General features: G+C 73.2%; 16 protein-coding genes and 3 pseudogenes. 11 read left to right on the top strand and 8 right to left on the bottom strand.

Going from position 1 to position 21,480, the window contains the following annotated elements; all coding sequences use genetic code 11:
* Window positions 1-471 precede the first annotated feature (471 nt).
* Window positions 472-1,038 (top strand): flavoprotein, encoded by a 567-nt coding sequence (locus ACFY6S_RS17730; RefSeq protein ID WP_388817532.1) that lies wholly within the window; start codon window positions 472-474, stop codon window positions 1,036-1,038.
* 184 nt (window positions 1,039-1,222) lie between these two features.
* Window positions 1,223-2,719 carry a S1 family peptidase gene (locus ACFY6S_RS17725; RefSeq protein ID WP_388817528.1) on the top strand — a complete coding sequence of 499 codons (1,497 nt, stop codon included), beginning with the start codon at window positions 1,223-1,225 and terminating at the stop codon, window positions 2,717-2,719.
* Window positions 2,720-2,889: 170 nt separating this feature from the next.
* Here ACFY6S_RS17725 and ribA read toward each other — a convergent pair whose 3' ends face one another.
* Window positions 2,890-3,546 carry a GTP cyclohydrolase II gene (ribA, locus tag ACFY6S_RS17720; RefSeq protein ID WP_388817525.1) on the bottom strand — a complete coding sequence of 219 codons (657 nt, stop codon included), beginning with the start codon at window positions 3,544-3,546 and terminating at the stop codon, window positions 2,890-2,892.
* Between the two features lie 153 nt (window positions 3,547-3,699).
* On the opposite strand from ribA, the gene ACFY6S_RS17715 reads away from it, so the two are divergent.
* Entirely contained in the window at window positions 3,700-4,512 is an 813-nt protein-coding gene (locus tag ACFY6S_RS17715; RefSeq protein ID WP_388817523.1) for a creatininase family protein, read from the top strand.
* A pseudogene (locus ACFY6S_RS17710) lies at window positions 4,509-5,237 on the top strand (RibD family protein); the annotation flags it as partial. The gene ACFY6S_RS17715 and the pseudogene ACFY6S_RS17710, both read left to right, overlap by 4 nt.
* Before the next feature lie 168 nt (window positions 5,238-5,405).
* Here ACFY6S_RS17710 and ACFY6S_RS17705 read toward each other — a convergent pair.
* The 5 genes and pseudogenes from ACFY6S_RS17705 to ACFY6S_RS17685 form a co-directional block, all read right to left on the bottom strand.
* Window positions 5,406-6,341 (bottom strand): annotated as a pseudogene (locus tag ACFY6S_RS17705) (lysylphosphatidylglycerol synthase transmembrane domain-containing protein); the annotation flags it as partial.
* Window positions 6,342-6,529: 188 nt separating this feature from the next.
* Window positions 6,530-7,474 (bottom strand): SAM-dependent methyltransferase, encoded by a 945-nt coding sequence (locus tag ACFY6S_RS17700; RefSeq protein WP_388817520.1) that lies wholly within the window; start codon window positions 7,472-7,474, stop codon window positions 6,530-6,532.
* Window positions 7,471-8,616: a glycosyltransferase family 4 protein gene (locus ACFY6S_RS17695; protein ID WP_388818069.1), complete on the bottom strand. Its 1,146-nt coding sequence runs from the start codon at window positions 8,614-8,616 to the stop codon at window positions 7,471-7,473. Before ACFY6S_RS17695 ends, ACFY6S_RS17700 begins: the two co-directional genes overlap by 4 nt.
* A gap of 167 nt (window positions 8,617-8,783) precedes the next feature.
* A complete protein-coding gene (locus ACFY6S_RS17690; RefSeq protein ID WP_388817517.1) occupies window positions 8,784-9,182 on the bottom strand; it encodes a 6-pyruvoyl tetrahydropterin synthase family protein in 399 nt (132 codons plus the stop codon).
* A gap of 171 nt (window positions 9,183-9,353) precedes the next feature.
* Complete coding sequence (locus ACFY6S_RS17685; protein WP_388817514.1) at window positions 9,354-10,343, bottom strand: zinc-binding alcohol dehydrogenase; 990 nt, start codon at window positions 10,341-10,343, stop codon at window positions 9,354-9,356.
* A gap of 109 nt (window positions 10,344-10,452) precedes the next feature.
* Here ACFY6S_RS17685 and ACFY6S_RS17680 point away from each other — a divergent pair, with 109 nt between their 5' ends.
* On the top strand, window positions 10,453-11,211 hold the full coding sequence (locus ACFY6S_RS17680; RefSeq protein WP_388817511.1) for a CDP-alcohol phosphatidyltransferase family protein: 759 nt from the start codon (window positions 10,453-10,455) through the stop codon (window positions 11,209-11,211).
* Window positions 11,212-11,344: 133 nt separating this feature from the next.
* Here the strand turns inward: ACFY6S_RS17680 and ACFY6S_RS17675 are convergent, their stop codons facing one another.
* A complete protein-coding gene (locus ACFY6S_RS17675) occupies window positions 11,345-13,126 on the bottom strand; it encodes a sulfatase (protein WP_388817508.1) in 1,782 nt (593 codons plus the stop codon).
* Between the two features lie 509 nt (window positions 13,127-13,635).
* On the opposite strand from ACFY6S_RS17675, the gene ACFY6S_RS17670 reads away from it, so the two are divergent.
* From ACFY6S_RS17670 to ACFY6S_RS17650, 5 genes are all read left to right on the top strand, one after another.
* Complete coding sequence (locus tag ACFY6S_RS17670) at window positions 13,636-14,292, top strand: helix-turn-helix domain-containing protein (protein WP_388817505.1); 657 nt, start codon at window positions 13,636-13,638, stop codon at window positions 14,290-14,292.
* 68 nt (window positions 14,293-14,360) lie between these two features.
* Window positions 14,361-14,867: a hypothetical protein gene (locus ACFY6S_RS17665; protein WP_388817502.1), complete on the top strand. Its 507-nt coding sequence runs from the start codon at window positions 14,361-14,363 to the stop codon at window positions 14,865-14,867.
* On the top strand, window positions 14,860-16,389 hold the full coding sequence (locus ACFY6S_RS17660) for an MAB_1171c family putative transporter (protein WP_388817499.1): 1,530 nt from the start codon (window positions 14,860-14,862) through the stop codon (window positions 16,387-16,389). Before ACFY6S_RS17665 ends, ACFY6S_RS17660 begins: the two co-directional genes overlap by 8 nt.
* Window positions 16,386-17,114 (top strand): oxygenase MpaB family protein, encoded by a 729-nt coding sequence (locus tag ACFY6S_RS17655; RefSeq protein WP_388817496.1) that lies wholly within the window; start codon window positions 16,386-16,388, stop codon window positions 17,112-17,114. The genes ACFY6S_RS17660 and ACFY6S_RS17655 overlap by 4 nt, the downstream gene beginning before the upstream one ends.
* A 13-nt stretch (window positions 17,115-17,127) precedes the next feature.
* The gene (locus tag ACFY6S_RS17650) at window positions 17,128-18,507 is read left to right on the top strand and encodes a serine hydrolase domain-containing protein (protein WP_388817494.1); all 1,380 of its coding nucleotides are present in this window, start codon (window positions 17,128-17,130) and stop codon (window positions 18,505-18,507) included.
* Window positions 18,508-18,963: 456 nt separating this feature from the next.
* Here the strand turns inward: ACFY6S_RS17650 and ACFY6S_RS17645 are convergent.
* Window positions 18,964-19,712: pseudogene (locus ACFY6S_RS17645) on the bottom strand (DUF4232 domain-containing protein).
* Window positions 19,713-19,876: 164 nt separating this feature from the next.
* Between ACFY6S_RS17645 and ACFY6S_RS17640 the strand changes: the two are divergent.
* Entirely contained in the window at window positions 19,877-21,424 is a 1,548-nt protein-coding gene (locus ACFY6S_RS17640) for a helix-turn-helix domain-containing protein (RefSeq protein ID WP_388817491.1), read from the top strand.
* Window positions 21,425-21,480: the final 56 nt, after the last annotated feature.

Raw genomic sequence — 21,480 nt, 5'->3', positions numbered from 1 at the left:
CTGGAAGTCGCGGTGCCGGGGAGGCCGGGGCAGGGCGGACAGGGGCGCGGCGGCCTGGCCGGCGTGAGGTTGTCCGAGGGGGCGGCGGTGTGTGCGGGGCGCTCAGTGTGCTCGGGGGTTCGTGCTCCATGGGCCGAGTGGGGTCGGCACCGCTCGTCTCCGGCATACGCAGTCCGTCTCCAGCGCCGCCGACGGGCGTACGCGGATCCGTGATCGGAATCGGGAAGCTGTGAACTTCCTGAGCACACAGGGCATCCGGGGGGTCGCCAGGAGGCTTTGGGCCGGGAGGGCCAACTGATGCCCAGAAGAAGGGAGTTGCGACAGAGTGGAGGGTAGTGGGCCACGTGGGCGTGGAGTGAAGGTTTCCATGTTCCATCAGTGATGATCGAGTGAGTGGCGCCCGGCATCACCTGATGTGCTCCGGATGATCCGGCGAACGCGTGCGCCGACGACGACGGTGGGAGACCTCGTATGACTGACCAGACCGGACAGCAGGGCGGGCACCGGGCCGGTAAGCCGTTCCTGTACGTCGTCGTGTGCGCCTCCGGCGTCGCTCCCGGCGTCCCCACCCTCATCGCCGCCGCCCAGGCCCAGGGTCGGGAGGTCGGCGTCGTCGCCACGCCGCAGGCCCTCGGCTTCATCGACCGCGCCGCCGTCGAGTCGCTGACGGGCCATCCTGTCCGTTCGGCCTGGCGGCTGCCCGGTGAGCCCCGTCCGCTTCCGCCGCCGGACGCCATCGCGGTCGCCCCGGGGACCTTCAACACCATCAACAAGTGGGCGGCCGGGATCTCGGACACTCTCGCGCTCGGCGTCCTCTGCGAGGCGTACGGACTCGGCGTCCCCATCGCCGTACTGCCGTATCTGAACGCGGCCCAGGCCGCCCACCCCGCGTACCGCGAGAGCCTCGACAGGCTGCGCGGGATGGGCGTGCGGATCGGCTCGCACGAGCCGCATCCGGCCGGGACGAACGGCGGTGCCGCCGGGTTCCGTTGGGAGGAGGCGCTGGAGCTGCTGCCGCTGGACGGCGCGATCCGCTGAGGGGTGGGGCCCGGCGGGGCATGGCGGTGGCACGTGGCACGCGGCACGCTGAACCGCGCGGTCCGTCCGTACGTACGTACTCAGGTGGGGCGCTCGCCGATCCGGGCGCCCCATGGCTGGTGACCTCGTATCGGTACGGCATTGGGGGCCACGCGTGAGGCACGCACGACGCACCTTCCGGCGGATGGCTCGGCTCGCGGCCGTGGGCGGGCTGATCTGCGGCGGTCTGATGGTCTCGAACGCCGTCGCCGGGGAGCCGGACGGCCCGGCGGCGGGCGGTGCGGGCGGCGCCTCGGCCTCAGCGTCAGCTTCCGGCTCCGACTCCGACTCCGACTCCGACTCGGGTTCCGGCTCCGGCTCCGGCTCCGGCTCGGGTTCTGGCTCCGGCTCGGACTCCGCCGGGCTGGGCGCGCGCCTGGTCGCGCGGCTCGGCGCCTCCCGTACGGCGGGCACCTGGATCGCGGGTGACGGGCGGCCGGTCGTCGCGGTGACCGACGAGGACGCGGCGGCCGAGGTGCGGCGTGCGGGGGCGCGGGCCGAGGTCATGCGCTACAACATGGGCGAATTACGCGCGGCGAGCGAGACCCTGCGCGAGGCACCCCGGGTGCCCGGCACCGCGTGGGCGGTGGACTACGCGACCAATCAGGTCGTGGTGCGCGCCGACAGTTCCGTCTCCGCCGCCGACTGGTCCCGGCTGTCCGGGGTCGCCCGGTCCCTCGGCGGCCCGGTCCGTATGGAGCGGACCGAGGGCTCCTTCACCACGCGGCTGGACGGCGCGTCCCCGATCTTCAACGGCGGTGGCCGCTGCTCCGCCGGGTTCAACGTGACCGATGGTCGGGAGGACTTCATCCTCACCGCCGGACACTGCGGCCCCGTGGGCACCACCTGGTTCCAGGACGGGCGGCGCGGCGGCCAGATCGGCACCACGGTCGAGCGCAGCTTCCCCGGGGACGACTACTCCCTCGTACGGTACGAGGGGGGTGGGGCAGAGCCCGGTTCGGGCGACGGGCGCGGGCCCGCCGTGGTGGACATCGGCGGCGGGCAGGGAGTGCGGATCACCGGGGTGGCCGACCCCCTCGTGGGCCAGCAGGTCTTCCGCAGCGGCAGCACGACGGGCCTGCAGACCGGGCGGGTGACCGCGCTGAACGCGACCGTCAACTACCGCGAGGGCTCGGTCACCGGCCTGATCCAGACCACGGTGTGCGCCGAACCCGGCGACAGCGGCGGCCCGTTGCTCGCGCAGGGGATCGCGCTGGGGGTGACCTCGGGCGGTACGGGCGACTGCGCGTCCGGCGGCGTCACGTTCTTCCAGCCGATGACCAGCGCGCTCTCGGCACTCGGGGTGCGCCTTCTCGTGGACGACGCGGGCGGGGGCGACGCGGGCGGGCGGGACGCGGGCGGGGGCGACGCCGAGACCGCAGACACCCCCGCCGACGCCACCGCTCCGGCCGCCTCGGAGCCGGACGGCGCTCAGGTCGTACTCCCGCCCGCCGACGAGGAGGCCACGCCGGGCGGGACCGGCGAGGCGACGGTCACCGGGATCGTGGACTTCGCGTCCCTCGTGCCGGGCCTCGGAATCATCGCCGCCAGTCTGCTCCTGCTGATGACCGCCCACTGGATCCTGTCCGAGCGGGCCGGCCGCAGCAGCTATCGCAGCCAGTACTCCCAGAGTTGGAGCTGACGGCCGTCAGCCGTGGCCGGTCGGGACGTCGACCGCACTCATCCCCAGTCGTCGTCCCCCTCATCCCCCCCTCATCCCCGACGTCACCCGTCATCCCCCGTCGTCACTCGTCATCCCCGGTCGTCACCCGTCATCCCCGGTCGTCACCCGTCATCCGCTGTCGTTCGTCGTCATGCCCCGTCGCTCGTGCGGTCCAGATGCGGCAGGTGGTGACCCAGACGCTCGCGCTTGGTGCGCAGGTAGGAGAGGTTCTCCGCGCGCGGCGGTATCAGCAGCGGAACCTGCTGGGTGACCTTGATGCCGTGCCGCAGCAACGCCGCGAGCTTCAGCGGGTTGTTGGACAGCAGCCGTACGGAGCGCACCCCGAGGTCGTGCAGCATCTCGGCCGCCACCCGGTAGTCGCGGGCGTCGGCCGGCAGGCCGAGCGCGAGGTTGGCCTCCACCGTGTCCAGGCCCTCCGACTGGAGCTGCATCGCCCGGAGTTTGGCGAGCAGACCGATGCCCCGCCCCTCATGGCCCTGGAGATACACCAGGACACCGCGTCCTTCGGCCACGATGGCGCGCAGCGCGGCGGAGAGCTGGTCGCCGCATTCGCAGTGCCTGGAGCCGAAGGCGTCGCCGGTCAGGCACTCGGAATGGACGCGGGTGAGGACGCCGTCCCCCTCGATATCGCCGTACACCAGGGCTATTTGCTCATCCCCGCGAGCCAGGTCCAGGTAGCCCACGGCGCGGAACTCCCCGTATTCGGTGGACAGCTGGACCTGAGCCGCCCTTTCGACACCAGATGTATGAGTGCCGTCGCGGCGTGCGTCATCACTGTCCGTCATGTTCGGCATAATATCCGGAACCCCCGGCCCTTACGGTAGAAATCGGTGAAAGGATGTCGGCCTGCGGATTGTTCGCTTTCGACTGCTCGGCGCGCATTTTCCACGTAGCCTGCTCAAGTGGACGTGAACGAAAGAAAGAAAGGGCCGGAAAACATGAGTGGTTCGCAGGCGGGCGCGGCGGGAGCGGGCCTGCTGCCGTACGGGACGACGGAGGACGTACGGGCCGCTCCGGCCGAGGTCGCCGTCCTTCCCATCGGTAGCTTCGAGCAGCATGGACCGTTTCTTCCACTGGTGACCGACACGGTCGTCGCCGCCGTCATAGCCAGGGAGGTGGCCGCCGCGCATCCGGTGCGGCTGCTCCCTCCGCTGACGATCTCCTGCTCGCACGAGCACGAACACCCGGACTGGCCGGGGACGGTCAGCATTTCCGCCGCCACCCTCCACGCCATGGTGCGGGATATCGCCGCCTCGCTGCGTCGGACCGGAATCCATCGCCTTGTTCTGGTCAATGGACACGGTGGGAACTATGTCCTGCGCAATGTGGTTCAGGAGGCCGCGGGAACCGGTACGCGCATGGCGCTCTTTCCGGGATCGGCGGACTGGGAAGCGGCGCGGGAGAGAGCCGGAATGCAGACCTCTTCGCGCAGCGATATGCACGCGGGCGAATTGGAGACATCCATTCTGCTGCATGACTCCCCGGATCTGGTACGCCCCGGATACGAGACGTCCGATTTCCTCGCAGACGACCGCGAGCATCTGCTGACGCTCGGTATGCGCGCCTACACGGAGTCCGGTGTGATCGGCCGTCCTTCGCTGGCGTCCGCCGAGAAGGGAAGGGAGCTGCTGGCGGGGCTGGTCGACTCGTTCGCCGGTTATCTCGCGCTGCTGACGCGTGCGGACTCCGGGCCATCGGAGTCCCCGGGGGCCGGGGCGTCGCCCCTCCGGGACCAGCGGGGTACGCGATGACCGGCGACGCGGCGGAGCACCGTACCGCCCCTCTCGACGCGTCGACCGCATGGCAACTGCTGTGCTCCATAAGGTCGGTGGCCGACGCCGGGGCCACCGGGGCCGGGCCGGCGCGCGGCGCGGACGGGCGGTGGCGGTGGCGGGACGCTTCGCCCGAGGCCGACGCGCTCGCCGACCGCTATCTGTCGCTGTGCCTGGCCGGACCACTGTTCACCTTCGCGCAGTTGGGGCAGAGCCTGGACGGGTTCATCGCGAGCCGTACGGGGGACGCCGACTTCGTCACCGGCGAGGAGGACCGTGAGCATCTGCACCGGCTGCGCGCCCTCGCGGACGCCGTGGTCGTCGGCGCCGGCACCGCGGTGGCGGACGATCCCCGGCTGACGGTCCGCGCCTGTGCGGGCGCCAATCCGGTGCGGGTCGTCATCGATCCGTACCGCCGGGTACCGAGAGGCCACCAGGTGTTCACGGACGGATCAGCGCCGACGCTGTGGGTGGTGGGCGCCGACAGTGACCGGTCCGCCGCCGGCGCCCGGTCCGCCGACGAAGGCGAGCGGGCGCGGGAGAGGGCGCGTGAGCGGGAGGGGCTTGGTGTCGGCGTCGAGGTGCTGGCGCTTCCCGACCGGTCCGCGTTCGCCCCCCACCGGCTGGTGCGCGAGCTGGCGCGGCGCGGTCTCGGCCGGGTGCTGGTCGAGGGCGGCGGCGTCACCGTCTCCCGCTTCCTGCGCGAACGGGCCCTGCACCGGCTGTACGTGACTGTGGCGCCGGTCCTCCTCGGCGACGGCGTCCCCGGGCTCCGCTTCACCGGCCCCGAGCTGATGCGCGACGCCCTCCGGCCGCCCACGCGCCGCTCCGTCCTCGGCGCGGACACCCTCTTCGAACTCGACCTGCGGACGCCGGAACCGGGCGAACCAGGGGGCGACGAGCACCCCGGCGCCGGGCAGGGCGGCGGCCAGGGCCAGGACCCCGTACACCACGGCCACGCTCAGCCCCTGGGCGGCGCCGAGCCCGGCCGCCCCGAAGGCCCAGGCGGTGACACCCTCCCTGGGGCCCCAGCCGCCGATGTTCAGCGGTAGCGCCATGGCGAGCAGCGCCAGCACCATCAGGGGCAGCAAGTCGGTCGCGGCAGCGGTCGATCCGGCCGCCCTGGCGGCGAGCAGGAACATGCCCAGATGGCCGGCCAGCACCACGGCTGACGACACGGCCACCCCCGGCCAGCTCCCGCGCGCGAACAGCCCGAGGCGCGCCTCCGCGCGTACGGTACCGAGCGCGCGGCGCAGGCGCGGGGCGGCGGCGCCGCTTCCGCCGCCGGTACGGAGCCGTGCGGCGGCGACGAGAGCCGACCCGCACACCACGGCGAGCACCACCACGGCGCCCGGCGCGGACAACCCGGATACGAGGTCTCGCAGGAGACCCCGCGCCCGCGCCAGGGCCGGCGCGGGGTGGGTGAACAGGAGGGTGACGCCCACCGCGATCAACACCGCCTGGCCCGCGACCCGTTCGAGGACCACGGCGCGGACGCCACGGCCGACGTCGCCGGCGCTCTGGCCGTGGCGTACCGCGCGGTGCACATCACCGAGCACACCGCCGGGCAGTGCCGCGTTCAGGAAGAGCGCGCGGTAGTAGTCACGGACGGCCCGGCCCAGCGGCAGCCGGATGGACAGCCCCCGGGCCACCAGGCACCAGCGCCACGCGCTGCACACGGTGGTCAGCAGACCGATGGAGAGGGCGGCGAGCAGCGTGGGGACGTCGATCCCCCGCAGCCCGTCCAGGAACGCGCCCGTGCCGAGCCGCCACACCACCACCGCGAGGATGGCAACTCCCGCCAGCATGCCGAGCCGGCCTCGTGCCGTACCGGGGCGGCCTCGTGCCGGGCCGCGCCAGCCCTGTGCCGGGCCGAGACGCCCTCGTACCGCGCCGAGCCGACCCCGCGCCGGGCCGCGCCGAGCCCGTACCGCACCGAGCGCCGGGCCGCGCCGAGCCTGTACCGCACCGGGCCGGGTCCGCGCCGACCGCCGGATCACCACGCGCCACCCGTGGGACCGGCCGGGCTCCCGCCGGGCAGAGCCAGCAGATCGTTGTGGTGCACCACGGCTGTCACACCGCCGTCCTCGCAGTCCGTCAGCCGACGTGCCACGTACGCCTCGGCCCGCGGCGCGAGGTCCGGGCGCTGCTCCACAGCGGCGCCGACCCAGCCCCGCAGCCACTGCGCCGTCAGCGCGGAGTCCCCGGGCCCGAGCCGCCATGGGCTCGCCCGGACCTGCACCTCCATGCCGTGCCGGGCGAAGGCGTCCGAGGCCGCCTCGACCGCGTCGGGACCGAGGAGCCGGCGGCCGTGTACGACCCGGCGCTGGTGCGCGTCGAACGCTTCGGCGATCTCGGCGTCGAGCGTCTCCGCCGGGGTGATGTCGACCCGGCCCGCCACGGAGAGCGCCAGCAGCGCCGGGCAGCCGGCGCCCGCGCAGGCGGCGGCCAGTGCGTCCAGTTCGTCCCGGGTGAGCAGATCGAGCAGCGCGGAGGCCGTCACCAGCGAGGTACCGGCGAGACCGGCCGAGACCAGCCGTGCGATGTCGCCGCGCTCCGTCGCGGCGGTGACGCGGCTGCCGTCGTCGGCCGCGCGGGGCATCGAGGCGGCGGCCCGTACGAGGAGATCCGGATCGTGGTCGTGCAGAATCCAGCGCTGGGGTCCTGGCAGCCGGGGGGCGAGCCAGCGGCCCATCGAGCCCGTGCCGCAGCCAAGATCGCGGATGACCCACTCCGTTGCCAACAAGGGCTGATCCGCCCGCTGATCCGCCCGCCGATCCGCCCAGTGGGCACGGAGCGGGCCGAGCAGGCCGGGCGCGCGGGCGGCGGCGTCGGCGCCCTCGCGCAGCGCCAGCCACTCGGGGGCGTAGCGCGGTGTGTCGGTGTCGCTGTCACTGCTGATGCCGGTGGGTGTTTCGGTGGGTGTTTCGGTGTTGCTCACACGGTCCTCCTGGGTTCGGGCCGTTCGCGCTGTTCGCATCGGAGCCGTTCCAACGCCTCGGCCAGGCTCCGTGAAGTCGTCTCCCAGCCCGCCAGCGCGGTCCGCCGCCCGAGCGCCGCGTCCCGCGTACGGCGGCGCACACCGGGCTCGCGGAGCCAGTCCCGCAGCGCCCCGGTCAGCGCCGCCGGGTCGCCCGGCGGTACGAGAAGGCCCGGCACGCCACCGCCGGGCGCGTGCCCGACCGCCTCCGGGAGGCCGCCGACCGTCGTCGCGAGCACCGGGATCGCGCGGGCGAGCGCCTCGGTGACGGCCATGCCGTACGTCTCGGCGTACGAGGGGAGCACCAGCAGATCCGCGTCCCGGTAGGTCGCGGCCAGCTCGTCCCCGCCTCTGGCCCCCGCGAGCCGGACCCGGTCACCGAGGCCGTACCGTGCGATCAACTCCCTTACCCATGACACATATCCGGGGTCCTGCCCGAGGGCGCCGACACACACGCAGTCCCACGGCAGACCGGCCACGCCCGCCAGCGCCTCCACGAGCAGGTGCTGTCCCTTGCGCGGTGTCACCGAGGCGACGCACAGCAGACGGGGGACGGAACCGGCACCGTTCGCCGCCTCGAAACCGGTGGCCGGGGGAGCGGGGTCGGCCCCCGGGACGGCGACATGGACCCGGTCCGGTGCGAGCCCGTGGTGCTCCACCAGTCGGCGGGCCGCCCACCGGCTGGTCGCCACGACCGCCGGTACGGCCCGCAGCACGCGCCGCTCCCCGGCGTCCAGCTCGGCCGCCCGGTGCGGCGCGAGCCCCGTCTCGTCGCCGAGCGGCAGATGTACGAGGACGGCCAGGCGCAGCCGTTCGGTCTCGGGGACGATCACGTCGGGGGCCGCGCAGGCGACGAGCCCGTCGAGGAGGACGACGCTGTCGTCCGGGAACGCGCCCAGCACCCGGGTCAGTTCCGCTCGCGCGCCCAGTCCCGGCCGGGGCCAGGCGCCCGGGACCCCGTACTCTTCGACCCGCCAGCCCGCGCCCGGAAGATCCCGGCACACCCTGCGGTCGTAGACGTTGCCGCCGCTGGGCGTGGCCGGGTCGTCGACCGCGCCGGGCAGCACGACCCGTACGGCACGCGGCGGCCGGGGCGGGCCCACGGCCTCGGACTCGCACTCGGCCTCTGCCTCGGGCTCGGCTTCGGAGTCGGCCACGGCCTCGGACTCGCACTCGGCCTCGGCCTCGGCTTCGGAGTCGGCCACTGCCTCGGGCTCGGCCGCATCGGCCTCGGGGTCGGGGTCGGCCTCGGGGTCGGGCTCGGGCTCGTTCACAACGTACGCTCGTAACTCGCCCACGCGATGTGGGACTCGTGCAGTGTGACCGAGATACCGCTGAGCCCGCGCGCGCCCTCGCCCAGTGAACCGGCGTGCACCCGGTCCGCGAGCCGGTCGGCGATCACCTTGGCGAGGAACTCCGTCGAGGTGTTGACCCCGGCGAACTCCGGCTCGTCGTCCAGATTCCGGTAGTTCAACTCGCCCACCACCAGGCTGAGTTCCTTGGTGGCCAGCCCGATGTCGACCACGATGTTGTCGTCATCCAGCTCCGGGCGCCGGAAGGTGGCGTCCACCAGGAACGTCGCGCCGTGCAGTCGCTGGGCGGGCCCGAAGACCTCACCGCGAAAACTGTGGGCGATCATCAGGTGCTCGCGAACGGTGACACTGAACAACGGTCGACCTCCAGGTCCGGCTACGGCTGGCCTCCGCCGGCCACGTCATTCAGTACGGCACCGGCCCGCCGATTGTTCAAGAAGCGGGAGAAGATCCCTTGCGGGAGCCGGTCCGAGACCTGCTCCACGCGGGCGCTCCGCATGGGCGTCCCGCGCGGCCGTGGACACCCGTCAGGACGCCGTCTCCGCCCCGTACACCACGCGGTGGCACATCCCCGGCAGCTCGCCGCCCGCGATCCTGCCGAGCACCCCCGGCAGCTCGTCGAAGGCGCATTCACCCGTGATCAGCGCGTCGAAGACCGGGTCCGCGAGCAGATCGAGCGAGAGCGCGAGCCGGTCGGCGTACGTCCTGCTGGAGCGCCTGGCCGGGGACACCGACCCCACCTGGCTGCCGCGCAGCACCAGCCGGCCCGAGTGGAACGCCTCGCCCAGCGGCAGGCTGATCCGCCGGTCGCCGTACCAGCTCAGCTCCAGGACGGTGCCCTCCGGCCCGAGGAGTTCCAGCGAGCGCGCGAGGCCGGCCTCGGTGGCGCTGGCGTGTACGGCGAGATCGCAGCCGCCGAGGGCGTCCTCGGGCAGCGCGAAGCCGACACCCAGCGCCTCGGCGACGGCCGCGCGGCGCGGGTCGGCGTCGATCAACTGCACCCGTACGGCGGGATACCGGGCCAGCAGCGCGGCCACCGAGCAGCCGATCATCCCCGCGCCGACGACGGCGATCCGGTCCCCGATCAGCGGCGCGGCGTCCCACAGGGCGTTCACCGCCGTCTCCACGGTCCCCGCCAGCACGGCTCGCCCGGCGGGCACGGAGTCCGGCACGGGTGTCACGGCGCTCGCCGGGACGACGTACCGGGTCTGGTGCGGGTAGAGGCAGAAGACCGTACGGCCGAGGAGATCCCGGGGGCCCTCCTCGACCACACCGACGTTGAGGTAGCCGTACTTCACGGGGCCGGGGAACTCGCCGTCCTGGAACGGCGCCCGCATCAGGGCGTGTTGGCTCTCCGGCACACCGCCGCGGAACACCAGGCTCTCCGTGCCGCGGCTCACACCGGAACACAACGTCCGCACCACGACATCGTCCGCGCCCGGTGCGGGGAGGACGGCGTCGCGGATCTCACCGCGGCCGGGGGAGCGGAGCCAGAAGGCGCGGGCGGAGCGCTTCACGGGTGTCCTCCTGAACGCTGGGGTAACGGTTCACGTTCTGATAGTCACGAGGCCGCGCACACGGTACGCGGCCCTCATCGACTCTGTCACACACCCCGGAGGGTGCACGGTGGCCGCCCTGAACAACACATACGACACGTACCACACCTATGGCTCACGGGTGTTGCGCCAGGAGACGGCCATGGGCGCGGGTGCGCAGCTCCTGCTGCTCGCCCTGCTCGGCACGGCGGGTGCCCTGGGGCCGCTGGGCCGGTTCGCGGGCTTGGTGTTCACGGTCGCGAGCTGGGCCGTGCTGACCCGCGCCCTGGGCCGGTCCTGGCCACGGACCCGGCCCTTCGGTCCCGCCAACGCGGTCACACTGGCGCGGACCACACTGATCGGCGGTGTGACCGCGCTGGTCGCCGACTCCTTCGTCCGGCCGCCCGCCGTCGCCGCGCTGGTCACGCTCACCGCCGTGGCGCTGGTCCTCGACGCGGTGGACGGCCGGGTCGCCCGGCGCACCGGCACGGCCTCCGCGCTGGGGGCGCGCTTCGACATGGAGGCCGACGCCTTCCTGATCATGGTGTTGAGCGTGTACGTCGCCCTGTCGCTGGGCGTGTGGGTGCTGCTGATCGGCGCGATGCGGTACGTCTTCGTCGTGGCGGCGCGTGCCGTGCCGTGGCTGAACGGGCCGCTTCCGCCGAGCATGGCGCGCAAGACGGTGGCCGCGCTCCAGGGCGTCGCGCTGCTCGTGGCCGCTTCGGGGCTCCCGCCGCGCCCGGCCGCCCACGGGCTGGTGCTCGGCGCGCTGGCGCTGCTGAGCTGGTCCTTCGGCCGCGACATCAGGGGGCTGCGGCGGGCCGCCGCAGCGCCGGCTCTCCTGCGGTGACCCGGCGGTGGCCCGGCGGCGCCTGCGGTGACCCGGCGGTGACCCGGTGGTGCCTGCGGTGGCCCGGCGGTGCCTGCGGTGACCCGGTGGTGGCCTCCGGGACGTGCGTGGCGGTCGCCCCGGAGGCGCGGTGTCAGGGCCTCGGGCCGTACGCCGTCAGGAAACGGTCGCGGAAACGGTCCATCCGCCAGACCGGCCCGTCCGGCGCGGGTTTGAGGCCCTCCTGCCAGTTCCAGCCGGAGATCCGGTCCAGTACGTCCGGGTCGTGCGCGACGATCGAGACCGGTACGTCGCGGCCCGCGCCCGGTCCGGTGACCGTGGTGTTGGGCTGGTGGTCGCCGAGGACGACGAGGACGGTGTCGTCGTCGCCGTACGTCTCCACGTAGGAGACGAGGCTGTTCACCGCGTACTCGATGGCACGCCGGTACTCGTCGCGTACCTTGGCGCTGTCCGTCCACACCTCCTTGGGGTCCTTGCCCGCCTTCTTGATGTCGTGGTAGATCGAGCCGTCCCCGATCCCGTCCCAGTCGACCATCTCGGGGAGGGGCGCCCACGGGTTGTGACTGGTCGCGAGGACGATCTCCGCCATCAGCGGCTCGTGGCCCGGCTTGCCGTGCTCCAGCCGCTGGAAGGCCGCCAAGCTGAACTGGTCGGGGACCGGCGACCAGCTGAACTTCGGTCCCCGGTAGCCCATGTGGCGCGAGTCGTAGACGTGGTCGAGGCCGAAGAACTTCCCCTCCGGCCAGGACCGGGTGACGCCCGGCATGATGCCGACCGTGCGCCAGTCGCCGGTACGCCGGAACGCGTCAGTGAGGGTGAGCCGGTCGCTCGACGTCACACTGCGGTAGCGCTGCTGGTTCTTGACCCACATGCCCGACAGGAAGGTGGTGTGCGCCAGCCAGCTCCCGGCACCCGAGACGGGCGAGGTGAGATAGCCGCTGCGCGCGGAGAAGCCCGCCCGCTCCAGCTGCCGCGTGCCGCGTTCGAGTACGGCCCCCGTCCGCGGCGCCATCGCGGGGTCGTCGATCGCGCTACGGCCGTAGCTCTCGATGAACGCGAAGATGACGTCCTTGCCGCGCAGCCCGGTCAGCAGTTGGCCCGGCGGTGTGCCGGCGAACGCGTCGACGCGCGCCTCATCGGCGAAGACGCGCCGGTCCTCGATGCCGTCCGACACCAGCGTGACGCTGCTGTCGATGTGGTCTGCCGCACTGCTCGAAGCGAGCGGTACACCGGCGACCCGCGCGCCGAGCGCCGCGCAGACGAGCCAGACAGTGCCGAGTACGAGCGTGCTCCGCGTCGCCACCGCGCTGTGGCGCGCCATGACCCGGCCCAGCCGGACGACGGCCAGGGTGAGGAGTGCGGGCAGGGCGAGGGCGAGCACGATGACCCCGGCGGTCACAGCCGTCGCGCCGGCCCGGCCGATCGAGTCGTTCAGGAACGACGTGGCGTCACCGAACAGAATCCAGTCGAGCACCGGGTCGAACGGCCGGTCGAGGAACGTATGGAACCCCATGTCGAGCAGGCTCATGAGCGTCAGCACTCCGAGCACCAGCCCGCCCGCCACCGAGGCGACCAGCCGGGGCCCCGGCGGCAAGGCCGTCAGCAGCGCTGCGCCGAAGATCGCTTCCACGGGGATCCGCGCGAACGCCCCGGGCGTCAGCAGATCCGTCCGATCGGGCAGGAGCAGCGCGCAGAGCACCAGCGCGGCGGCCAGCGCGGTGACGGTGTACGCCAGGATCGGGGCGGCGCCGGGGCGGGCGGGCGTATCGGTAGCCGTGCCCGTATCGGTAGCCGTGCCCGTATCGGTATCCGTACCCGTACCTGTATCCGTGCCCGTACCGGTATCCGTACCCGTACCCGTACCGGTATCCGGATCTTTGTGCGGCAGTTGGTGAGAACGCGTCCAGAGTGACAACCCGAAGGCCCTTCCGTGCGAGGCGCGGTGATGGCACGGCGCCCCGGGCCCGGGGGTCGGAGTCGCCGTACTCTCGTACGGGCGGCTGTCGGGTTCAGTTCAATGACCGTGGTCGCGGGCGGGGAGAGCTGGTCCAGGCGGCGGGCGCGGGGTGGGGCCGGCCCTGGCGCGCGCCGCCGACTCCCCTCGGCCGCAGCCGGTTTCCCCGTGTTCCCCGCGACCCGTCGTGTCCCGCGACCTGTCGTGCCGCGCCCCGTCGTGCCCCGCCGACTTCTGGGCACCGTTGCCCACCCCCGTGGGGCAGCCGTGCCCAGCGTCCGCGCAAATCGATCCTGTACCTGCCGCAGGAGGTAAGTCAACTACCGTGGATCGGCCATGAGGTGAGGCCCGGTAATTCCGTATCTGCCGGGGTTTTTGGGCGATTTGTTCACAACGATCGTTCACATCGGTCTGCCCATGGGCTGCGCGCGGACGACCACGGTGGGCCGAAGAGTTCTATGATCCGGGCCATGGCCACCGATTCTCCCCGCGCAGAGGCGTCGGCTCCCCGACCCGGCGAAGACGGGGACTCTCCCGACTCTCCGGGCTCCCCGGACTCCCCGGGCTCACCGGACTCCACGGACTTCGCGGGCCGCTTCCGTCGCGTGATCTCGGTGATCTACCCGAAGGACCTGGGTCGCCCCTGGCGCGACTCGGAGATCGCCGAGGGCACCGGTCTGAGCGGGACGTACATCGGGAACCTCCGCAAGGGCACCCAGAAGCCGAGCCTGGAGAGCGCGGTGAAGATCGCGAAGTTCTTCGGCGTTCCGCTCGACTACTTCAACGATTCGGCCACCGCGCAGGCGGTCGAACGCGACCTGCGGAAGATCGAGGCGCTCAGGGACTCCCGGGTGGAGCGCATCGCCATGCGGGCGGCCGGGCTGCCCCCGGAGATGCAGGACGCCGCGCTGACCGTGGTGGAGCAGCTCCGCAAGGCGGTGGGACTGCCGGAGGGACAGGGCGACGGGCGGTCCGACGGGCGGTCCGACGAGCGGTCCGACGGGCCGTCCGATGAGCGGTCCGGCGATCGGTTCGGCGGAGGATCAGAGGGCGGGACCGGCGACCGGGCGGGCGGATGGGCCCGCGAACGGTCCGGTGGGCGGGTGGAGGGCCGGTCCGGGGAGTGACCGGCCACTGCCAGGACCGACTCACGCCCTTGGGACACTGGCGGTCCACCTACGCCGAGAGGGATGACGTGCGAGACCTGGGACGTACCCGCCGCCGGATGCGGGCCATGGTCAGACAGCTCGATCTGCCACGGGTGAGCACGGTGGAGGAGCTGTGCGCGGCGGTCGCCGACCGGCAGGGGCGGCCGGTTGAGCTGGTGGCACGGCGGATGCGGGTGGGCGAGCCCTCGGGTTTCGTCGAGCGCCGGGCCGATGCCGACGTCATCCACTTCGAGCAGGAGACCTCGGGGCTGCACCGCGCCCACATCATCTGCCACGAACTCGCGCACCTGCTGTGCGGACACCTGGCCGAGCCCCCGGACCCGGACGAGGAGACCGGCCATGTCGAACTGCCCACCATCGACGCCGACATGATCCGGCTCGTCCTCGGCCGCTCGCACTACGACGGCGCGGCGGAGGAGGAGGCGGAGATCCTGGGCGCGGAACTGACGCGCGGCCTCGTGCTCGCGCCCGGGGCCGGGACGACGTCCCAGCTGGCGCCCGCGCTGGAACACCGTAAAGGACAGCATGTCTGACGTCCCGCATCCGCTCGTACCGCCGGGTGCGCTCGTACCGCACGGTTCATTCGTACCGCACGGTTCATTCGTACCGCACGGTTCGCTCGTACCGCCGGGCGCGCTCGTACCGCACGGTTCACTTGTATCGCACGGTTCGCTCGTACCGCCCGACGCGCTCGTACCGCCCGGTCCGCCCGTGCGGCCCGGTGCTTTCGTACCCTCCGACGCGCTCGTACCGCCCGGTGCGCCCGAACCCTCCGGCGCGCTCCCGGCAGCGCTGTCCGACTCCCTCGCGGCCGCGCCGCCGGAGGCGCTGTTCAACGTCGTCTACCTCACCATCGGTACCGTCGCCTGGATCGTGGCCGCCCTGAAGATCCGCGCCTGGCGCCGGGACCCGTCGCCCGGACTGCTCGTCGTCGCCCTGACGATCGCGGCGCCCGCGACCGCGTTCCTGGTGGCCGCGCCGGTGCTGTACCGGGCGGTCGACCGGCTCGCGCACCGGGGCAATCTGGCGACGCTGCTGGTCTATCTCGGCATCACCGGTTTCTCCGCCGCCGCCGTGGTGCTGGCGCGGATGTGGACCCCGCCGAAGGAGCGGTCCGGGGCGCAGGTGTGGGAAGTGGCGGGTGCGCAGCCCTGGCGGCAGGTGCGGCGGCGGCTCGCGGCCTTCGCCGTACTGGTGCCCGTGATGATCGTCCTGTTCCTCACCGGGGGAGCCGGCGGCCCGGAGACACCACTCACGTTCGACACCACCTTCGCGACACGTCCGGGCATCGCCCTCTTCCTCGTCCTCTACCAGGGGCTGTTCGGTTTCGCGCTGATCGACATCAGCCGGGTGTGCGGCGGTCACGCCGCGCGGCTGCCCACCGGGCCGCTGCGGCGGGGCATCCGGCTGGTCGCGCTCGGCGGGCTGGTCGCGTGCGGTTACGTCCTGTGCAAACTCTTCGCCATCGGGGCGGCGTTCACCGGGTTCACGGGCGCGGAGTGGCTGAGTACGGCGGTCGGCCCCGGTTTCGCCGCGCTGGGCGCCGTCCTCATCACCGCGGGCTTCGCCGGGCCGGCCGTCGTCGCCTGGACCCGGCGCCGCCGCGACTACCAGGCGCTGCGCCCGCTCTGGGACCTGGCCTACCGCGCCGACGAACGGCTGGCCCTGGAAGCGCCCCCTTCGGCCTGGACCGAGCGGCTCGCCTTCCAGGACCTGGAGTGGCGTACCGCCCGGCGCGGACTGGAGATACGGGACGGTCAGCTGACCCTGCGCCCGTGGGTCGACCCGGCGGTGGTCACCGCCGCCGCTGAAGTGGCCGACCGGGCGGGCCTGGACGACGACGAACGGGCAGCGCTGACCGTGGCCGCCGCCCTGCTCGGCGCGGCGGCGGCCCTGAAGGCGGGAGCGCCGCCCCGGCCGCGCGAGGACCAGGTCCCGCTGCCCGGCCTGGACACCGAACCGGCCGAAGAACGCACCCACTTGGTGCGGGTGGCCCGCTGTCTGCACGGGCCCCTGACCGGGGAGGCGCTGGCCGTGGCGGAGGGAGCACGATGAGCGAAGGAACGCGGGCCCCGCACGACGCCTTCGCGCGGCTCGTGCTGGAGACGATGCCGGAGGAGTCCCGCCTCGGGCTCACGCTCGGCTTCGTCCGTACCTACGGCGTCCCGGAGATCGCCCATGTCCTGCACGGCACGGGGAAGATGCTCAACGAGCCGCGCGGCCGGGCCAAGGCGACCGGGGTGGCCATGTTCGGCCTGATCGGACACGGACTGGACAGCGCCGAGGGACGCTGGATCGTGGCAGGGCTCCGCCATGTGCACGAACGCCCCGACATCACACCGGAGTTGATGGCGTACGTGCTGGCCTGCTTCACCGTGTGCCCGCTGCGGTTCGTCGACGCACACGGGCATCGCGCGGTCACCGACGCGGAACGCGCCGCCGCCGACGCCTTCCACCGGGGGCTCTCGGACGCCCTGGGCCTGCCCGAACCGCCGACCGGCGGGCCGGCGGGCGTCGAGCGCTGGATGCGGGACTTCGAGGGCCGCCGGTTCGCGCCGAGCGAGGCGGGCCGCGCGCTCTGGAAGGCCACCAGCGACGGTCTGCTGGCCGCCAGGCTGCCCGGGCCGCTGGCCCCGCTGGCGCCGGCGGTGGCCGCGTCACTGCTGGACCAGCCGCTGCGTACGGCGCTGGGGGTACGGCGCCCTCCGGCACCCGTCCGCACCCTGGTGGCGTACGCGCTGCGCCGCCGTGCCCGCCGCCGGTCGCCCTCCCGCCAGTAGGGTGACGAGACCGGTGCGCGGGCCCGGCCGCTACGACGTGCGGGACCGACAGGGGGGCGTGGCCGTGGACGGTCTTGAGGAGTTCTGCACCGGGGTGCTTCAGCGGCACGGCTGCGCCTCGGTGTCGGTGGCGGTGGTCGAGCGCGACGAGGTGGTGCTGGCCGAGGCGTACGGGCTGGCGGACCGTGAGACCGGGCGGGCCGCCACGGCGGACACCGTGTACGGGCTGGCCTCGATCACCAAGCCGCTCACCGCGACCGCCGTCTGCGCCGCCGCCGACGAGGGCGTACTGGACCTGGACGCGCCGCTGCCCGGAGAGTTCGGCGGGGCCGCGCCGCCTTCGATCCGGCAGACCCTCCAGCACCGGGGCGGGTTCGGCGGCCACTACGACTGGCGCTACGCCGGCGACGGCGACCGCGACCCGGCGGTTCCGGCGATCCCGACGAGCTGGTACGCGGGACATCTCTACCGCGCGCCGGGCAGCGGCTTCGAATACGCCAACCTCGGTTACCGCGCGCTCGGTTCGCTGCTGGGCGACCTCGACCGGCAGATCCGCGTCCAGGTCGCGGAGCCGCTCGGCCTGTCGAGTCTGCGGGTCGGTGACACCTACCCGGGCCCGGCACCGGCCGCCGTGCGCCACGCCGCAGACGGACGCGCTTACCCCGTCTGCCGGTCCGGGCACCCGGCCGCCACGGCCGCCTGGGCGAGCGCCTCGGACGTCGCGCTGTTCGCCCAGAACTGCGCCCGGCTCCTCACACCGTCGACGGCGGCGGCCGTGTACGACGCCCCGCCGGTCGGCCCGGCCCAGGGGTACGGGCTCGGCTGGAGCGTGTCGACCGGCGCCGGGCCGCTCCTGTACAGCCACAGCGGCAGCATGGGCGGGGTCGCCAACATGGTCGTCCGGATACCCGAGCGGGAACGCGCCGTGGCCGTGCTCACCAACAGCACCGGCAAAGCGGCCCGCGACGCGATCCTGCACCACGTACTCGACCGCGTGGCGCCGGGCTTCGACCCGGCGGGACTCTCCGCGATCCCCGCCACCGGCCGCGCGGCGACCCTCGCGGAAGGCGGCTGGACCGGCCGGATCGTGACCCGCGAGGGCGACATCCCCCTGCGGATCGACGTGCTCGCCGACCGGCGGATCGAGGTAAGGCTCGACGGCGCGGGCACCGCCGCCGCCCCCATCGAGGCGTCGGCCGACTGGGACCTGCGTGCACTGGTACCGCTCCAGCTCCCCACCGCCGACGCCCGGATCGACAGCCCGCTGCTCGTGCTGGAACTGGCCCTCCGGAAGGGGAGATTGACGGGCGCGGCACGTGCCGTGACGAGCGGCGAAGGGACCGGCTGGCTCGGGAACTACCTCAGCCATCCGTGCGAGCTGATCGGGAACTGAGCATCCGCCCGGCCCGCCTGGACCTTGCCGGGCCTGCCGGGCCTGCCGGGCCTGCCGGACCGGAGGGGCCGGAGGGGCCCAGGCCCGCCCCGGTCCGCTCCGGCCTCCCTGCGCGCGCCCGGCGCGTGATTCGTGGGCCTGCCCGGATGTGCTGAGGGCGACGGATGTTCTATGTTGCATAGGCAAAACACGGGGGACGCGGGGGAAGCGCGGGACACGGGGGAGGGGACGAACCCGAGTACCTGCCCAAGCACCGTGTTGTACGCGGCTGGTTGAGCGAATTCCCCACCTGATGCGCGGGCTGATGCGCGGGCCGAAGTTGCCGGGTGGGGGCGCCGGAACGTGAAGTGGTGGTCGGGATCGTTCCCGGCCACCACTTCGTTCGTTTTGTGGATGGCGCCCGAGGGGCTCTCCTCTCGGTCCACGGCGGGAGCCGAGGGGGCGTGTTCGGGGAGGTCACCAGATGATGGCGTCCTCCATCCGCTGCTGCCAGTACGTGACCTTGAGCGAGTCGTCGATGTATACGCCGCCGGCGGGCAGGGAGGGGAAGGCGCCCGTGCCGACGCTCTCATTGCCGGAGCGGCCGTGGAAGTAGACGGCCAAGGACTTCTCCGTGCGGCCGTGGGCGCCGCTGCCGTCGGCGGAGGACAGGTTCACGGAGGCGTAGCCGGACTCGCCCGGTTCGAGCGTGACGACGGCCTGCGGCTGGGAGTCCTCGATGACCGGGGGACCGCCTGGGCCTCACCGAAGCGGACGGCCGGGTAGCTGTACAGATAGCAGGTGTTCTTGCCGGTGTTGGTGACGGTGAGGAGCATGTGGTTGATGGGGCGGTTCAGCGGGGCCGCGACGGTCTTGGTGTTGGAGCCCTCGCAGGTGACCGCCTTGCCGGCGGACGAGACGGCCTTCGATGTGACGCCGGCCTGCTTCGCGTCGCCGGAGGCGGAACCGCGCTCGGAGGTGCCCTGCGCGGAAGTGCCCGGGTCGGAGGCGTCCTTGGCGGACGTGCCCCGGTCGGAGGCTCCGGAGGCGGACTCCGTCGAGTCGGTGCCGTTCGCGGAGGACGAGACGGCCGTGGAGGACTTCGTTGACGCGCCCTCGTCCGCCACGCCCGTTCCGTCGCTGCACGCGGTCAGGGAGAGGGCGGCGAGCGCGGCGGTCGCGGCGCCGGTCAGAAGGCGGGTGCGGGAGTTTCGGATGCTCGACATGTGGCGTGCCCCTCGGCGCTGGGTGAGTGCGGTGCTTGGATGACTTGAGCTTGTGGGGTGATCCGTCCCCACCGCCATGGGCAGCGGACAATAAGGGACGCTGGAACGCTGAGACGGCCTCTGACCAGGGCCGACGCAGTGTCCCTGGAACGCATGACTGGGACATGGAGGGGACAGTGGTACGAGTGCCGGAGGCGAAAGGGGCCGGAGGGAAAGGCCAGTTCGCCGCGCTGCTGCGGGAGCTGAAGGACCGCTCGGGGCTGAGCTACGGGGCGCTGGCCAAGCGGCTGCACATGAGCACGTCGACGCTGCACCGCTACTGCAACGGCACTGCCGTGCCCCACGACTACGCACCGGTGGAGCGCCTCGCACGCGTGTGCCGGGCGACGCCGCAGGAGCTGATGGAGCTGCACCGGCAGTGGATCCTGGCGGACGCGGCCCGTGGCGCCAGGCCGGACCGGGCCACAGGCGCGGGCCTGAACCCGGGCTCGGACTCGGCTTCGGCCGCGGGTTCGGCCCCGGCCCCGGCCCCGGCCCCGGACCCGGCCTCGGACCCGGCCCCGGGCGCGGGCTCGGACTCGGCTTCGGCCACCGGCTCGGCTTCCGAGGCACACTCGGCTCCAGAGGTCCGCCCAGCTCCGGAGGCCCGCTCCGATCGGGATACCGGGGCGGCGGCCGCACCGGCCGACTCCGCAACGACACACGCACCCGGCACGCACGCTGAGCCGGCCCCGCTGGTCGTCGACGCGCCGCGCCTGTCCGCGCCGCCGCGCGCTCGCCGTAACGCGCTGACCGCCGCCGTCGCGGTGGCCGCCGTGTTCGCCGCCGTGGTGCTCGCCGTTAACGTACCCGCACTCTTTGGCGGCGGCGGTGGCGGTGGTGACGACGTGGAGGACCAGCGGGGGGCCGGTGCCACCGTGGCCGCGACCGCCGGTACCGCGCACGCCACGGGGCCGGTGGCGACCGACTCCGCCGCCACCCCTTCCCCGAGCCATGAGAGCGGCGGTCCGTCCGCCTCCGCCCCCACCTCCACCGACGGATCCGGCAGGACCGCCCCCGGCACCTCGAAGACCGGCGACGACCCGGGCGCGTCCGGGCCCACCGGTGGCGATACGGCCGTACCGTTCAACGTCGCCACCCGCCCCTACATCTACGACAGCCCGTGCAGCCAGCATTTCCTCGTCGACAGCGCGCCCGAGCAGGTCGGCCCGCCCGCCGGCGAACAGGACGCGCCGCGCTGGGCAGCCGCCTACGGCGCGGTCTCCTCGGAGGAGCAGCGCGTCGCCCTGACCGTCCAGGGCACCGGGCGGGACACGGTCGTCCTGGAGGCGCTGCACGTACGGGTCGTGTCCAAGGGCGCGCCGTTGGCCTGGAACGACTACGCGATGGGGGTCGGCTGCGGAGGTGGCGTCGACACCAAGTCGTTCGACATCGACCTCGACAACGGCAGCCCCACCGTCACCGTCAAGAACGGCCAGCGCGACTTCCCGTACAGCGTCAGCGAGTCCGACCCGGAGGTCTTCTACGTCACCGCACACGCCAAGGCCCACGATGTCCGCTGGGACCTCAGCCTGGAGTGGTCCAGCGGCAGCCGGCGCGGCACGGTGCGCATCGACAGCGACGGCACCCCGTTCCGTACGAGCGCGGGCGCCGGCCGCCCTGGTTACGACTACCCGCTGGGCGGCGGCGAGTGGATCGAGCGGGAGGGCTGACCGGCCCCGCGCGGGGCGTCGCCCCCGGCCCCCGTCCTTTTCGCCCCGGTCTTTCG

Origin of the sequence: Streptomyces sp. NPDC012835 (assembly GCF_042900885.1) — a bacterium.
Classification (GTDB): domain Bacteria; phylum Actinomycetota; class Actinomycetes; order Streptomycetales; family Streptomycetaceae; genus Streptomyces.
Note: the sequence above shows the minus strand (reverse complement) of the source record. Positions and strands in the feature narration are given on the sequence as shown.

Coding starts and splice junctions, on each gene's coding strand:
- ACFY6S_RS17730 (WP_388817532.1), top strand. CDS start 472: ATGACTGACCAGACCGGACAGCAGGGCGGGCACCGGGCCGGTAAGCCG.
- ACFY6S_RS17725 (WP_388817528.1), top strand. CDS start 1,223: ATGGCTCGGCTCGCGGCCGTGGGCGGGCTGATCTGCGGCGGTCTGATG.
- ribA (WP_388817525.1), bottom strand. CDS start 3,546: ATGACGGACAGTGATGACGCACGCCGCGACGGCACTCATACATCTGGT.
- ACFY6S_RS17715 (WP_388817523.1), top strand. CDS start 3,700: ATGAGTGGTTCGCAGGCGGGCGCGGCGGGAGCGGGCCTGCTGCCGTAC.
- ACFY6S_RS17670 (WP_388817505.1), top strand. CDS start 13,636: ATGGCCACCGATTCTCCCCGCGCAGAGGCGTCGGCTCCCCGACCCGGC.
- ACFY6S_RS17660 (WP_388817499.1), top strand. CDS start 14,860: ATGTCTGACGTCCCGCATCCGCTCGTACCGCCGGGTGCGCTCGTACCG.
- ACFY6S_RS17655 (WP_388817496.1), top strand. CDS start 16,386: ATGAGCGAAGGAACGCGGGCCCCGCACGACGCCTTCGCGCGGCTCGTG.
- ACFY6S_RS17640 (WP_388817491.1), top strand. CDS start 19,877: ATGGAGGGGACAGTGGTACGAGTGCCGGAGGCGAAAGGGGCCGGAGGG.